The 14682-nt window shown below is 68.9% G+C and carries 15 protein-coding genes; 7 read left to right on the plus strand and 8 right to left on the minus strand.

Going from position 1 to position 14682, the window contains the following annotated elements; all coding sequences use genetic code 11:
- Positions 1 to 194: 194 nt before the first annotated feature.
- The 3 genes from ACWDU1_RS17135 to ACWDU1_RS17145 all read right to left on the minus strand — a co-directional run bounded on the left by ACWDU1_RS17135 (position 195) and on the right by ACWDU1_RS17145 (position 4297).
- Positions 195 to 1160, minus strand: coding sequence for a patatin-like phospholipase family protein (locus ACWDU1_RS17135; protein WP_449999537.1), 966 nt, complete (start codon positions 1158 to 1160; stop codon positions 195 to 197).
- Between the two features lie 142 nt (positions 1161 to 1302).
- A complete protein-coding gene (locus tag ACWDU1_RS17140) occupies positions 1303 to 3087 on the minus strand; it encodes an acetyl/propionyl/methylcrotonyl-CoA carboxylase subunit alpha (protein WP_449999539.1) in 1785 nt (594 codons plus the stop codon).
- Positions 3088 to 3439: 352 nt separating this feature from the next.
- A complete protein-coding gene (locus ACWDU1_RS17145) occupies positions 3440 to 4297 on the minus strand; it encodes a sulfurtransferase (protein ID WP_449999541.1) in 858 nt (285 codons plus the stop codon).
- 167 nt (positions 4298 to 4464) lie between these two features.
- Between ACWDU1_RS17145 and ACWDU1_RS17150 the strand changes: the two genes are divergently transcribed.
- Complete coding sequence (locus ACWDU1_RS17150; RefSeq protein ID WP_449999543.1) at positions 4465 to 5454, plus strand: helix-turn-helix transcriptional regulator; 990 nt, start codon at positions 4465 to 4467, stop codon at positions 5452 to 5454.
- Here ACWDU1_RS17150 and ACWDU1_RS17155 read toward each other — a convergent pair.
- The 3 genes from ACWDU1_RS17155 to ACWDU1_RS17165 all read right to left on the minus strand — a co-directional run bounded on the left by ACWDU1_RS17155 (position 5383) and on the right by ACWDU1_RS17165 (position 8138).
- On the minus strand, positions 5383 to 6027 hold the full coding sequence (locus ACWDU1_RS17155) for a Maf family protein (protein ID WP_449999545.1): 645 nt from the start codon (positions 6025 to 6027) through the stop codon (positions 5383 to 5385). The two genes, ACWDU1_RS17150 and ACWDU1_RS17155, sit on opposite strands and share 72 nt — an antisense overlap.
- 25 nt (positions 6028 to 6052) lie before the next feature.
- Complete coding sequence (locus tag ACWDU1_RS17160; protein WP_449999547.1) at positions 6053 to 6385, minus strand: acyl-CoA carboxylase subunit epsilon; 333 nt, start codon at positions 6383 to 6385, stop codon at positions 6053 to 6055.
- A 112-nt stretch (positions 6386 to 6497) separates the two neighbouring features.
- On the minus strand, positions 6498 to 8138 hold the full coding sequence (locus tag ACWDU1_RS17165; protein WP_449999549.1) for an acyl-CoA carboxylase subunit beta: 1641 nt from the start codon (positions 8136 to 8138) through the stop codon (positions 6498 to 6500).
- 304 nt (positions 8139 to 8442) lie between these two features.
- Here ACWDU1_RS17165 and ACWDU1_RS17170 point away from each other — a divergent pair, with 304 nt between their 5' ends.
- Both ACWDU1_RS17170 and ACWDU1_RS17175 read left to right on the plus strand, forming a co-directional pair.
- Complete coding sequence (locus ACWDU1_RS17170; protein ID WP_449999551.1) at positions 8443 to 8580, plus strand: hypothetical protein; 138 nt, start codon at positions 8443 to 8445, stop codon at positions 8578 to 8580.
- Positions 8581 to 8642: 62 nt separating this feature from the next.
- Positions 8643 to 9440: a biotin--[acetyl-CoA-carboxylase] ligase gene (locus ACWDU1_RS17175; protein ID WP_449999553.1), complete on the plus strand. Its 798-nt coding sequence runs from the start codon at positions 8643 to 8645 to the stop codon at positions 9438 to 9440.
- Between the two features lie 42 nt (positions 9441 to 9482).
- Here the strand turns inward: ACWDU1_RS17175 and ACWDU1_RS17180 are convergent, their stop codons facing one another.
- The gene (locus ACWDU1_RS17180; protein ID WP_449999555.1) at positions 9483 to 10385 is read right to left on the minus strand and encodes an acyl-ACP desaturase; all 903 of its coding nucleotides are present in this window, start codon (positions 10383 to 10385) and stop codon (positions 9483 to 9485) included.
- 252 nt (positions 10386 to 10637) lie between these two features.
- Between ACWDU1_RS17180 and ACWDU1_RS17185 the strand changes: the two genes are divergently transcribed.
- From ACWDU1_RS17185 to ACWDU1_RS17195, 3 genes are all read left to right on the plus strand, one after another.
- Positions 10638 to 11150, plus strand: a complete 513-nt coding sequence (locus ACWDU1_RS17185) for a PH domain-containing protein (protein WP_449999557.1) — start codon at positions 10638 to 10640, stop codon at positions 11148 to 11150.
- Between the two features lie 72 nt (positions 11151 to 11222).
- Positions 11223 to 11900 carry a response regulator transcription factor gene (locus ACWDU1_RS17190; RefSeq protein WP_449999559.1) on the plus strand — a complete coding sequence of 226 codons (678 nt, stop codon included), beginning with the start codon at positions 11223 to 11225 and terminating at the stop codon, positions 11898 to 11900.
- Between the two features lies 1 nt (position 11901).
- A complete protein-coding gene (locus ACWDU1_RS17195; RefSeq protein ID WP_449999561.1) occupies positions 11902 to 13212 on the plus strand; it encodes a sensor histidine kinase in 1311 nt (436 codons plus the stop codon).
- A 90-nt stretch (positions 13213 to 13302) separates the two neighbouring features.
- Here ACWDU1_RS17195 and ACWDU1_RS17200 read toward each other — a convergent pair whose 3' ends face one another.
- Complete coding sequence (locus ACWDU1_RS17200; protein ID WP_449999562.1) at positions 13303 to 13851, minus strand: GtrA family protein; 549 nt, start codon at positions 13849 to 13851, stop codon at positions 13303 to 13305.
- A gap of 39 nt (positions 13852 to 13890) precedes the next feature.
- On the opposite strand from ACWDU1_RS17200, the gene ACWDU1_RS17205 reads away from it, so the two are divergent.
- The coding region (locus ACWDU1_RS17205) for a 5-(carboxyamino)imidazole ribonucleotide synthase (protein ID WP_449999564.1) at positions 13891 to 14682 on the plus strand (792 nt) is incomplete at its 3' end.

Below are 14682 nucleotides of genomic sequence, written 5' to 3' on the forward strand. Positions count from 1 at the left end.
GCATCGCTTCGAGCGCTGACAGCAGACGCGGGCCGAACCCTTTGTGGGCCTCGCTGGACTCGGCGCCGAGGAGGTGACCCATTCTGTGGATGAGCCGGATGCGGATCGGAACCGGTGGTGACGCTGGTAGCGGGCCCGAGTGTGTGGGTGTTGGTGCGGTTTGTCCCCGGGGGATGGGTGAGGTGGGCGGCTTCTCAGGTTCCTGTGGCGCCGGGGGCTGCTGGGATGGAGGCGGTCAGGCCCAGGCTGTCCAAGAATTCGGTGACGGCGCGGTGGCCTATTCGCATTCCGCGGGTGAGGATTCCGGGGTCGGTTTCGACGCTGCTGATATCCGGTGACCCGGCCGGGGGGTGGATCTGGTGGGCGGCCGCGCCCATACCGGCGATAACTCCGTCTTCTACCGCCTGCTGGCCGGGACGGGCCTTCCAGGCTCGGTAGGCGCCGGGGGCGGTCCAGCGCATGTAGCTGCCGCCGACCAGGTCGTGCAGCCAGGGGGCCGGTGGGCGGCGTTCGTCGGATCGGCGGGTGCGCAGGACGAGGGCGTGCGTCGCGCCCGCCCGCAAGGCGGTGCGGACCGGGACGGTTTCGGAGAGACCGCCGTCGAAGTACCTGCGCCCGGCGAGTGCCACCGGGGGCCCGGCCAGCAGCGGCAGGCCGGAGGAGGCGCGGAGCGCGGTCTGGAGTGTCGCCTTGTCGACGATGTAGGGATGCAGGTCGACCGGCAGGCCGGTGTGGATATCGGTGGCGATGGGGTGGAAGGTGGTCTCGTTGGCCAGGATCGCCGGGAAGTCCATCGGATGCAAGCCGTCGTAGACCTTGTGCACGAGGTACTGCAGATCGAAGGCGGGGCGGCCGCGCAGCATCCGGGTGGGGTCGATGGCCCGGCGCATGATCGCGGCGTCGGTCCACGCCTTCATACCTCGTCCGGCCCGCCCGCACAGCAGCCAGGCGGCGTTGATCGCACCCGCCGAGGTGCCGTAGACGGCATCGAAGACCCGGGCCAGGCCGAGCTCTTCCAGCGCGTGCACCATACCGCTGGAATACACGCCGCGGCTGCCGCCGCCCTCGACCACGAGAACCAGCCGATGGCTGTCGGACCGGCCACCGGATACGAAACGGTCGCGGATCACCTCCGCGACCGTCGGCTGTACTGCGCTCACCAGGTCACCATACGCCGGAGCGGGTGGCGATCATCGATCGCGCACCCGCTCCGGGGCATTGTGCATCAACTGTTGGTCCGGCCGTCGTATGCCGTAGCGCAGTGGTTCGCGGCGGGCCGGGGGCGGTCCGCCGCGAAGGGTGCTACTTGATCTCGGCGAGGACCGTGCCCTGGGTGATGGCCGCACCGGCCGCGACGTTCAGGCCGGTGACGACGCCGGCCTTGTGCGCGTTGACCGGGTTCTCCATCTTCATGGCCTCGAGCACCACGATCAGATCGCCCGCCTCGACGGACTGACCTTCCTCGACCGCGACCTTGACCACGGTGCCCTGCATGGGCGCGGTGACCGCGTCACCGGAGGCGGCGCCGCCGCCCGCGCCGCCCCGCGTACGAGGCTTCGGCTTCTTGCGGGTGCCCACCGCGGCGGGCGCGCCCGAACCGACGGAGAACTGGCCCGGCAGCGAGACCTCGACCCGGCGGCCGCCGACCTCGACCACGACCTTCTGCCGCGGCTCGTCGTCCTCATCGGCGGGAGCGCCACCGGTGAACGGTTCGACGGTGTTCTTCCACTCGGTTTCGATCCACTTGGTGTAGACATCGAACGACTCGCCGTCGCCGATGAACGCCGGGTCCTCCACGATCGCCCGGTGGAACGGGATGACGGTGGCGAGCCCCTCCACATGGAACTCGGCGAGCGCGCGCCGCGCCCGCTCCAGCGCCTGGGTGCGGTTCTCGCCGGTGACGATCAGCTTGGCCAGCATCGAGTCGAACTGGCCGCCGATCACGCTGCCGGCCACCACGCCGGAGTCCACGCGCACGCCCGGGCCGGTGGGCTCGGAGTAGGCGGTGACGGGTCCGGGGGCGGGCAGGAAGCCGCGGCCCGCGTCCTCGCCGTTGATGCGGAACTCGAAGGAGTGGCCGCGCGGGGTGGGATCCTCGGTGAGTTCCAGCTTCTCGCCGTTGGCGATGCGGAACTGCTGGCGCACCAGGTCGAGGCCGGAGGTCTCCTCGGTGACCGGATGCTCGACCTGCAGGCGGGTGTTCACCTCGAGGAACGAGACGGTATCGCCCTGCACCAGATACTCCACGGTGCCGGCGCCGTAGTAGCCGGCCTCCTTGCAGATGGCCTTGGCCGACGCGTGGATACGGGCCCGCTGGTCGTCGGTGAGGAACGGCGCGGGGGCCTCCTCGACCAGCTTCTGGAAGCGGCGCTGCAGCGAGCAGTCGCGGGTGCCGGCGACGATCACGTTGCCGTGCTGATCGGCGATGACCTGGGCCTCGACGTGGCGGGCCTTGTCCAGGTACTGCTCCACGAAGCATTCGCCGCGGCCGAAGGCGGCCACGGCCTCACGGGTGGCGGATTCGAAGAGTTCGGGGATCTCCTCGATGGTGTGCGCGACCTTCATACCGCGGCCGCCGCCACCGAACGCCGCCTTGATCGCGACCGGCACGCCGTACTTCTTCGCGAACTCGACGACCTCGTCGGCGTTCTTGACCGGATCCTTGGTACCGGCGGCCATCGGCGCCTTCGCCCGCTCGGCGATATGGCGCGCGGTGACCTTGTCACCGAGGTCGCGGATGGACTGCGGGGACGGCCCGATCCAGATCAGCCCGGCGTCGAGGACGGCCTGGGCGAAATCGGCGTTCTCGGACAGGAAGCCGTAGCCGGGGTGGATGGCGTCCGCGCCGGATTTGGCGGCGGCGTCGAGAATCTTGTCGAAGACCAGGTACGACTCGGCCGAGGTCTGCCCGCCCAGGGCGAACGCTTCGTCGGCGAGCTTGACGAAGGGAGCGTCGGCATCGGGTTCCGCGTATACCGCGACACTGCCGAGACCGGCATCCTTGGCCGCCCGGATAACGCGCACGGCAATCTCGCCTCGGTTAGCTACGAGTACCTTCGTGATCCGCGCGCTGGCATGGCTGGGCACTGAGCCTCCTGTTGCAATCTCTGTTGGTCGCTCTGCGGGATGAGCCGCGCTTCGGCTCCGCTCCCGCGGATCGGGGTCCGCTCGTCCGGTTCCGAATCAGGATCGGATCGCTTCGTGGGCGCCGTCTCCGTGGGTTCGGATCCGCTACGCGGGCTCCGCGCCCGTGTCGACAAATGTCTCCGGGCGAGTGTAGGCAGTCTGCCAACAATGCCGGAACTCGGATAGCCCTACCCGCCAGTAGGTCACAGATCACAATAGACGCGTCTATGGATCAACCGGCCGCCCGGGCGGTTCCTGATTCACGGCGCCACCTGCGCAATCGACTCCTCCGGTGCCCGAATTCCGTACCGCGTCACAAGCCCGTCGCGATGGGCATGCGCACCGAGTTGCCCCATTCCGTCCACGATCCGTCGTAGTTGCGCACCGATTCCCGGCCGAGCAGATACTTCAGGACGAACCACGTATGACTCGAACGTTCCCCGACCGCGCTGTAGACGGTCAGCGGGCCGTCGGTGCCGATCTCGCCGTAGATCGCGTCGAGTTCGGAGCGGCCGCGGAAGCGCCCGTCGAGGCCGAGCGCGCTGGTCCACGGAATGTTGACGGCGGTGGGGATATGCCCGCCGCGCAGCGGCGTACCGGCGCCGCCCTCGCCCGGGGCGCCCGCGTACTCCTCGGGTGAGCGTACGTCGACCAGCGGCGTGCCGAGACCCGCGAGGACATCCTCCCGGAAGGCCCGGATGGCCGTATCGTCGCGGTCTACCAGCGGATATCCACTACGCGACGGTTCCGGCGTCTCGAAGACGGTATCGCGGCCCTCGGCGATCCAGGCATCGCGTCCGCCGTCGAGCAGGCGGACGTCGCGATGGCCGAACATGGTCAAAACCCACAGCGCGTGCGCGGCGTGCGAGTTACCGTCATTGCCGTACAGCACGATGGTGTCGTGGTGTTCGATGCCCTGGGAGCGCATGAGTTCGGTGAAGCGCTCGCCGTCGATATAGTCACGGGTCACCGGGTCGTCGAGATCACTGCGCCAGTCGAGCTTGCTGGCACCCGGAACATGCCCTATGCCGTAGAGGAGGACGTCGGCATTACATTCGAGAATCTTCAAACCGGGGGTGCCGAGGTTTGCCGACAGCCACTCGGTGGTTACCAAACGGTGTGGGTTTGCGTACGAGCCGAAAGCGGGAGATGGGTCCGGGGCGACGGGCACGTTCAGGGTCCTTCACAGGAGGCGGGCAGTGCTGACGACAGGTTCGAGCCGCACCTTGGATAGTAAGTGTGACTTGACGTGACCTTGTCGCAGAGCACAGAGTCGGTGCAATGGGCGGATTAGTCGCACATGACTCCGATAAAGTCTCCCCGAAGGAGGGGTGAGCTATGTCTGATTCTTGGCCGCGGCGGCGCCTGCTCGCGATCCTCCGCGGCGCGAGCGAGCCCCTGGATGCCCAGCAGCTGGCCCAGGTGACCGGTCAGCATGTCACCACCGTGCGCTTCCACCTCGATATTCTCACCCGCGAATCCCTGGTGCGGCAGTTCCAGCAACCTCCGCGTGGCCGGGGCCGGCCCCGTATCGGCTACCGCGCCGTCCAGCGCACCATGGGATACCAGGATCTGGCCCAGGTACTCGCCGATCAGCTCGGACCGGGTCCGCAGGAGCAGGCGGCGGCCGGACTGGCCGCGGGCCGGGCCTGGGGCGGCAGACTCGCCACCTCCGAGGAGAACACCGCGAACACGGAGAACGCGGCGACCATCGAATCGGTGCACGACGCCAAGGACCGCGTGGTCTCGCTGATGTCGGAGCTGGGCTTCGCCCCCGAACGCGATACCCGTGACGTCTCCGGCCGCGATCCGCAGGAGGGCGTGGTGGTGCGGCTGACCGCCTGTCCGCTCCGCGATCTGGCCCGGACACATACCGAGGTCGTCTGCGGCGTACATCGCGGCCTGCTGGAGGCCCTGCTGGAGCGCGGCGGCGCGGCGGGCAGGATCGAGGCCGAACTCCGGCCGTTCGTGGCCGAGGAGACCTGTGAGGTGCTGTTGCGGCGGGTGGCCGCCGCGGAGAGCGCGCGAGCCGAACATCCGGTCTCGACCGGCCGGGCGAACACGGGCCCGGGACGGATCGATCCGGCCGCGGGACAGGCGGCCCGGATGTCGCGAGTTTCCGGGCAGGTGGTGCCGCCCGGTAGTCAGCTGCCGCCGGCCTCGGCGTCGGTAAACGGGGAACCCCGGCCCGCATCCGGCCCGCTCACGCCCTCGGCGGGGCAACAGGGCGGCCGGGTGGTGCGCGGAACGTCGCCCTCAGGGATGGTCGGTCCACAGTTGCGCGATGCCGACGCCCACTTTCTGGAGCAGTCGGCGCAGCAGTGGTAGGCCGATGCCCACCACACTGGACGGATCGCCGTCGATCCGGTCGACGAACCAGCCGCCCAGCCCGTCGAGGGTGAAGGCACCGGCGACCTGCAGCGGTTCGCCGGTGGCGATATAGGAATCGAGTTCGGCCGGGTCCGGGGTGCCGAAATGCACCGTGGTGGCGCTGCAGTCGTTCGCCTCCGCGGTGACGGTACCGTCGCGCAGCCGCAGTACACAGTGTCCGGTCACCAGATCCGCGTAGTGACCGGCCATGGCCTGCCAGCGTGCCCGGGCGACCTCCGGAGTATGCGGTTTGCCCTGTAGTTCGCCGGCGATCAGCAGCATCGAATCGCAACCCACCACAATGAGGTCGCCACCGAGGGTGGCGACCTCACCGGACAGGGTGGCGGCCACCGCGTGCGCTTTGGCGCGGGCCAGTTCGACCACGATTTCGCGCGGGCCGGTCCCGGACGGGAGGGCCGCCGCGACGGCGTCCTCGTCCACATCCGATATCCGGACGACGGGTTCGATACCTGCCGCGCGCAGCACCGACCGGCGGGCCGGTGACGCGGACGCGAGGACCAGCCGGGTCACGTCGGGAGATCTCCTGGATTCGGTATCAGAAACGCAGGTGGGAGAGCTGCGGATAGGAGTACGGCGAGAACGGCGAGTTGCCCCGGTGCAGCATGGTCGGGCGGCCCCAGAGGTCCTGGGGGCCCGAATCGGCCGGGGCGGCACCGGCCGCCGCGGCGGCACTGAACACACAGACCAGAGCGGCGATCTCGGCGTCGGTGGGCGCGCCCTTCTCGATGACGAGGAAAGGCTGCCCGCTGCCGGTGGTCTCGGCAGTCGCGTTCGCGTCGTCCCCGCTCGGGGTATCGACCGCTGGTTCGCCGGCGGCGAGGTCCAGTTCGGCTGCGGCCAATACCTCTTCTTCTGCCACGATCGTCACAGTGCCAGATCCTCTCTCTTGCCTTTGATCGCCGCGCGCTGAGGCGGGCCGACCGTCGGACACCGATCGCATACCCGAATTCAGTGTCCGGCCTACAGAGCCTATCGCCGGATCACAGCGGGATGTTGCCGTGTTTCTTCGGGGGCATGGTCACCATCTTGCGCTCCAGCAGGCGCAGCGCGGAGACGATCTGGCCGCGAGTATGCGACGGCGGGATCACGGCGTCCACGTACCCGCGCTCGGCGGCGACGTAGGGGTTCACCAACGTGTCCTCGTACTCGTTCTGCAGCTCCAGGCGCAGTTTGTCGACGTCAGCGCCCTCCTTGGCGGCTTCGGCGAGCCGCTTGCGGTAGACGAAGCCGACGGCGCCGGAGGCGCCCATGACCGCGATCTGGGCGGTGGGCCAGGCCAGGTTCACATCGGCGCCCATATGCTTGGACCCCATCACGTCGTAGGCGCCGCCGTAGGCCTTACGGGTGATGATCGTGATTTTGCCCACAGTGGCCTCACCGTAGGCGTAGAGGAGCTTGGCCCCGCGCCGGATGATGCCGTTGTACTCCTGGTCGGTACCGGGCAGGAAGCCGGGCACATCGACCAGGGTGATGATCGGGACGTTGAACGCGTCGCAGGTCCGCACGAACCGGGCGGCCTTCTCCGAGGCGTCGATATCGAGGCAGCCGGCGAACTGCGTCGGCTGGTTGGCGACGATACCGACGCTGCGGCCGTCGACCCGGCCGAAGCCCACGATGATGTTCATGGCCCGCTCGGCCTGGATCTCGAGGAATTCGTCGTCGTCGAGCAGCCGCCGTATGACCTCGTGCATGTCATAGGGCTGGTTCGGCGAATCCGGGATCAGGGTGTCGAGTTCGAGGTCCTCCTCGGTGAGGGAATCCTCGAGCGCGCCGGTGATCGGATCGGAGGCCGGGAAGCGGGGCGCCTCGGCGCGGTTGTTGCTGGGCAGGTAGGACAGCAGATCCTTGACGTAGTCGAGGGCGTCCTGCTCGCCGGAGGCCACATAATGGGCCGTTCCCGACTTCACCATATGGGTGTGGGCGCCGCCCAGCTCCTCCATGGTGACCTCTTCGCCGGTGACCGTCTTGATGACGTCCGGGCCGGTGATGAACATCTGGCTGGTCTCGTCGACCATCACCACGAAGTCGGTGAGTGCGGGCGAGTACACGTGTCCGCCCGCGGCCGCGCCCATGATGAGCGAGATCTGCGGGATCACACCGGAGGCCTGGATGTTGCGGTGGAAGATCTCGCCGTAGAGGCCGAGCGAGACGACGCCCTCCTGGATCCGGGCGCCGGCGCCCTCGTTGATGCCGATCAGCGGCCGGCCGGTCTTGAGCGCCAGGTCCATGACCTTGACGATCTTCTCGCCGTAGACCTCGCCGAGGCTGCCGCCGAATACGGTGACGTCCTGGCTGAACAGGCAGACCTCGCGGCCGTCGATGGTGCCGTATCCGCTCACCACGCCGTCGCCGAGGGGCCGCTGCTTGTCGAGGCCGAAGTTGACGCTGCGGTGCCGGGCCAGGGCATCGAGTTCGACGAAGGAACCCTCGTCTACCAGGGCGAGAATACGTTCCCGCGCGGTCATCTTGCCCTTGGCGTGCACCTTGTCGACCGCGGCTTCGCCCATCGGATGCTGGGCCTCTTCGAGCCGGTTCCGCAGGTCAGCCAGTTTGCCGGCGGTGGTGTGGATATCGGGCGTACCTGCCGAATCCGGCGTGGGCTGCTGCTGGACACTCGTCATGGCTCGGAGTGTAACCAGAGCCCTACCGGCCTGTTAACCCACATCTGGCTACTGGTCAGTAGCGCCTGGTCGGGAAAACCCCAGGTGGGTACATCGTAGGCGCCACTTATGTTGATCGCGAATCTCCCTGGTGACCTGTCACGACGTCGGTCGCGACGGGTTGTGCGGCGGTCATCGGCCGTTAATTCGCTTTCGCTCCCGCGGCGTGATCAATACCCTTGTAACAGACCACTTTTGGAGTCCAGAGGGGAGGTGGTCCGCTATGTGGCATTGGACGACTCTTACCGGCACGCACCCGGAGGCGGTGGCCTTCACCGCACGGGTGGGTGAACCCGAACCGGCCGTCACCGATCCGGCGCCGGTGGCCGAAGAGGCCGAATCGGAGGAGATGGAGGCGGATCGCGGGGTTACCCGCCTCGGGGGATACGACCTCGCCGGTTAGGTGCCCGGCGGTCACCGCACCACCTTGCGGTGACCGCCGGGTCCGCCGGTAGCGTGCCCTGAATGCACAGGCCCCCGTTGGATCTCGAACAGCTGCGGCGAGCGCTGACCGCAAACCGGACGGCGTTCTTCACCGGTATCGACGTGGTCGAATCGACCGGATCCACCAACGCGGATCTGATCGCGCGGGCCGCGGATCCGGACACCGACCGGATCGCCCTGGTCGCGGAGGCCCAGGAGAGCGGCCGCGGCCGGCTCGCCCGAGCCTGGTCGAGTCCACCGCGCGCCCAGATCTCCCTGTCGATGCTGGTGCGTACCGAGGGAGTGGACGCCGAATCGCTCGGCTGGATTCCGTTGCTCACCGGGATCGCGGCGGTGGACGCCGTCCGGGCCGGAACCGGGGTCCCGGCCGCGCTCAAATGGCCCAACGACGTGCTGGTCGAGGGGCGTAAGCTCGCCGGAATCCTGGCCGAGGTGGCGGCCACCGGGCCGCGGCCGGCGATCGTGGTGGGCATCGGCCTGAACGTGAGTCTCACCGCCGACGAACTCCCCGTCCCGCACGCCACCTCGCTCACCCTCTGCGGTGCCGGACAACCCGACCGCACCGCGCTCGTGCTCGCCCTGCTCACCGAGTTCGGCCGGCGATACACCGAATGGCGCGACAGCGGCTGGGATACGACCGTGCTCGCCGAGGCATACCGGCAGCGCTGCGCGACGCTCGGTGCGCCGGTGCGCGCGGAACTGCCCGGGGGGCGGCTGCTCACGGGTATCGCGCGCGATATCGACTCCGCCGGCCGGCTGCTGATCGGCGAGGAGGCCGTCGCCGCCGGTGATGTGACCCATCTGCGACCCCAGGACTGACCGCCCGGCTCCTGCCCGTGCGGGAGCCGGGCGCGCCGCCGCCTACACCGGCTCGATGATCTGGGTGCGCCGGTCCTCGTACCGCCCGGACTCGGCGGCCAGATCCTCGCGGAGCACCGCCACCGCCTCGCGGCGCCGTTCGCCCTCCGGGCCGAAATCGCCACGGTCGAAGATCCGCCACTCGGCGAGCACCGGATCGATCACCTCGGTGAGGAGGCGTCGTGGGTCGTGCAGGCCGTCCGCCGCTCCCGGCGTCGCGGCACCCGGCGCCCGGAGCGCGGCCAGGGCCCGCCCGATCGCGCGGATCGCCTGGTCCGGAACCAGATCCAGGGCGGCGTCGCACAGCCCCCGGTAGAAGATCACGTGCAGGTCCTCGTCGGCGGCGACCCGCCGCAGTATCCGATCGGCGGTGGTGTCCGCACAGAGCGCGCCGGTATCGCGATGCGATACCCCGGCCGACATCTCCTGGAATGTCATGAACGCGGCATTCTCCAGCAGGCCGGACCAGTCCGGCGGGTTGTCCAGGCCGCTGCACATATGCGCCATCCGGGCCCGTTCCAATGCGACCGGATCGACACCGCGGGTGACCACCAGATAGTCGCGGATGACGATGGCGTGCCGGTTCTCCTCGGCGGTCCAGCGCCCCACCCAGGTGCCCCAGGCGCCGTTCTCGGAGAAGTTCTCGGAGATCAGCCGGTGGTAGGCGGGCAGATTGTCCTCGGCGAGCAGTCCGGTGATCATCGCCGCCTCGGCGGCCGTGCCGAGCCTGGATTGCCCCGGCTCCCAATCCCGCCCGCCGAGGGCGGCGAAATTGCGGCCCTCGTCCCACGGGATGTAATCGTGCGGATGCCAATCCCCGGCCATCGACAGATGCCGGTTCAGACCGTCTTCGGCCACGGGCTCCAGTTCCATCAGCAGTTCGAGCTGGGTCAGTTCTCTGGTCACGCACTTCTCCGATCGTCGCGGGCGTCCCGCTCGGCGGCGGAGGCGCCGCGAGGAGCGGGGTCGTATGGCTTGCGCAGAAACTCGGTCGAGCGAGTGCGGCGGTGCGGGGCGCCCGGAATCCTGTGCTCCGGTATCGGCCCCGGCTTCCCGCCACGAGCGTGGGACAACCGGCCCACCGGGTCCGCCGAATCGCGCGGGTGCCGCGGTGGTCGCCTCGGGCATTGTGGCATCTCTTGGGGGTAATGTGCGCCCATGGGTTATCCGGAGGATGCGCTGGCGCCCGACGAAGAGTTGATCCTGCATACCCACCCGCATTGGAAGATGCTCTTCTGGCCCATCGTCACGCTCATCGTCGCGACCGCGCTGGCCGGTTTCCTCGGCGGCCTCGTCTGGCGCACCACCGAGGACACCGTGCGGACGGCGCTGCTGCTGACAATTCTGGTCGTCTGGCTGCTCATCCTCGCCTGGCGTTGTGTCTCGCCGATCGTGAGCTGGAAGTCGACCCATTTCATCGTCACCGACCGCCGGGTACTGGTCCGCGAGGGCGTCCTGACGCACAGCGGTATCGATATCCCGATGAGCCGTATCTCCAGCGTTCAGTTCCAGCACGGACTGGTCGACCGGATGTTCGGCACCGGGGCGCTCATCATCGGCTCCTCGTCGGAGGAACCACTCGAATACGCCGATATCCCGGATGTCGAACAGGTGCACGCGATGCTCTACCACCAGGTTTTCGAGGCCTCGCCGCGGTACAGCGGCTACTGACACCGCGGCGCCCCGGCCGTGATCGGGTCGTGAGGACGCGGGTACCGGCGCGGCGGACCGTAATGTGGTCGCATGACCGCCGTATTGCTGGGCGAAGACGACGAGGCCATCGCGGCGCCGCTCTCCCGGGCGCTGGGCCGTGAGGGCTACTCGGTGACCGTGGAGAGCTTCGGCCCCGCGGTCCTGGATCGTGCGCTCGAAGGACACCACGACCTGCTGATCCTGGACCTCGGACTGCCCGGGATGGACGGTCTCGAGGTCTGCCGGCAGGTCCGGGCCCGCGGCGCGGAGATGGCGGTCCTGATGCTCACCGCCCGCACCGACGAAGTGGATTTCGTGGTGGGCCTCGATGCGGGCGCCGACGATTACGTCGGAAAACCCTTCCGGCTGGCGGAACTGCTGGCCCGGGTCCGGGCCCTGCTGCGGCGCAGCGGTATCGGCGACGACGCGGTGGAGGTCGGCGGGATCCGGCTGGAACCGGCGGCGCGGCGAGTAATGGTCAACGGGGTGGAGGTGGGGTTGGCCAACAAGGAATACGAACTGCTGAAGGTACTGATCGACCGCGCCGGGCAGGTGGTCGCGCGGGAGACGATCCTGCGCGAGGTCTGGGGTGACGCGGAACTACGCGGCTCCAAGACCCTGGACATGCATATGTCGTGGCTGCGCCGCAAGATCGGGGACGAGGGCCCGATGGCCGAGCGGCGGATCGTCACGGTACGCGGAGTCGGCTTCCGATTGAACACCGACTGACGTGCGGCGGCGGATTCTGCGGTCGATGCTGACCGTGCTGATGCTGACGACCGTGATCCTCGGGGTGCCGCTCACCTATACCGCGTGGCTGTGGGTGGAGGACATCACCCGCAACGATCTGCGCAGCCGGTTGGAGCTCATCTCCACCGAGGTCATCGTGCAGGAGAGCGATAGCGGGGTGGTGCGCGGCGGTCTCGATCTGCGCACCGTGCAACCGCTGGTCCCGGAGGGCGGCCGGCTGACGGTGGTGTATCCGGCGCCCGGTGACAACGCCGCCAAGGTGGAGGTGGGCGCCGCCACGGTCGACGATCCACTGGTGGAATCCCTGTCGATGGGCACCGAGGGGTCGCTGCGGCTCGAGGTACCCGCCACCCCGATGAAGGCGCGGCAGCGGCAGGCGGTCGCCGGTGTGGCGCTCGCGGTGGCCCTCTCGCTGGGCGCGGCCATCACGGTAGCGATCGTCACCGCGCGCCGGGTCGCCGATCCGATCCGTGATGTGGCCGCCCGCGCGGCCCGGCTGGCGATGGGCGATTTCCGGCCCGACCCGCGCCGGCACGGTATCGCCGAACTCGACCGGGTCTCCGATGTGCTGGATTCGGCGACCGTCGAGATCGCCGGCCGGCTGCAACGGGAGCACGCGCTGGTGGCCGATGTCTCCCATCAGCTGCGCAGCCGGTTGACGGCCGTCCGGTTGCGGTTGGACGAACTGTCCGCCCATACCGACCCCGAGGTCGTGCACGAGGCCGAGGAGGCGATGGCGCAGGTCGACCGGCTGACCGAGGCCATCGACGACCTGGTCCGGGCCTCCCGGGACGAGGACGCGACCGATCGCGACCCGGTACCGGTGATGGATGAACTACGCGGCATCGTCACCGAGTGGTCGCACCCCTTCTACGAAGCGGGCCGTACCCTCACGCTCACCGGCGACGAATCACTGCGGGCGCCGATCACCGGCTCCCGGCTGCGCGAGGCGATCACGGTTCTGGTGGACAACGCGCTCATGCACGGCGGCGGTCCCTGCACGGTGTCGGTGCGGACGGTGCGGCCGGGCCGGGATCGTGAACCGCTGGTCTGTGTGCAGGTCGCCGACGAGGGCGAGGGCGTCAGCGACGAGCTGGCGCCGCATATATTCGACCGCGGTTTCTCGGGGGCCGGTTCGACCGGTGTGGGATTGGCGCTGGCGCGGGCGCTCATCGAGGCCGACGGGGGGCGTCTGGAGCTGCAACGCCGCCGCCCCGCGTTGTTCGCGGTATTCCTCGGAAAACCGCTGGCGGGGCGTATGGAGAACCGGCGGGCGGGGGAGCCCCGCTGATCCGGTGGGGCTGTCGAAGAGCGGGCGGCCCGGACAGGCGCGTCCGGGAAGCCGCCGAAGCGTCGAGAGATCGGGGGAGTGGCCGGGCGCTCAGCGTCCGAGACGCCGGTGGTGTTCTTCCTCCACGAACTCTTCCAGGTCTTCGATCATCTGATCCACCTCGTCCGGGAACACCCAGCGGCGCATCGCCCAGAATCGGAACGCCATCTGCAGCAGGTTGCCGATGAGGTAGGCGCTGATGAAATCGGCGATGTTCTCCACCATGAAGCTGACCGTGGGCTGGTGCAGCTGGAAGGCGTAGCGGGAGACGTAGAGCGGCAGCATGCTCAGCACCACGCCGATCCCGCTGACCGCGAAGAACAGCAGCGCCTCGTGGTGCCGTTCGCGTCCGCCCCGGTTCTTGAACGACCATTCCCGGTTGAGGATGTAGGAGGCGATCACCGCGATCACACCCGCGATGATCTTCGCGGTGATCGGCTTCTCCTCCAGTACCGTCCACTTCAGGACATAGAAGATGCCGCTGTCGATGACGAACGTGGTCGCCCCGACGATCGCGAACTTGATGAGCTCGCGCTGCCGGAAGGCGATCTCCTGAAGGGGCTGCGGGAGGACGCGCACCACGCCGTCGACGAATGACACAGTTCGCGAGCATACCGCTAGCCACCGTTACCGCAGGACGTGACAGTATTGTCCGACGTGAACGCACGTACCTTCGATCCCTCGGCGATGCCCACCGTCACCATGGTCGGCGGCGGCCAGCTGGCGCGGATGACCCATCAGGCGGCCATCGCGCTGGGTCAGCGGCTCCGGGTGCTGGCCGAACGCCCCGATGATCCCGCCGCCCAGGTCAGCCCCGACGTGGTACTCGGGAGCCATACCGACCTCGCCGCGCTGCGCCGGGCCGCCACCGGATCCCATGCCCTCACCTTCGATCACGAGCATGTGCCCACCGAACACCTGGAGACCCTGGTCGCGGAGGGGGTGAACGTGCTCCCGCCGCCGGGCGCGTTGCGTTTCGCCCAGGACAAACTCGCCATGCGCCGGGAACTGTCGGCGCGCGGCCTGCCGGTGCCGGCGTTCGCGATGATCGAATCCGAGGCCGACGCGGTGCGGTTCGGCGACGAGCACGGCTGGCCGATCGTGCTCAAGGCGGTCCGCGGCGGGTACGACGGACGCGGGGTGTGGATGCCCGCCGACGCCGAGGAGGGCGCGAAGATCGCCGCCGACCAGCTCGGCGCCGGGGTGGAACTGCTGGCGGAGGTCCGGGTCCCGCTGAAACGGGAGCTGTCGGCGATGGTGGCCCGATCCCCGTACGGTCAGGCCGCGACGTGGCCGGTAGTGGAGACCGTGCAGCACAACGGCCAGTGCGCGGTGGTGATCGCCCCCGCGCCCGGGCTCTCCGAGGAGCTGGCCGGGCGGGCCGAGGAGCTGGCGCTGCGACTGGCCGAGGATCTCGGCGTGGTCGGTGCG

This window comes from Nocardia sp. NPDC003345, from assembly GCF_053589395.1.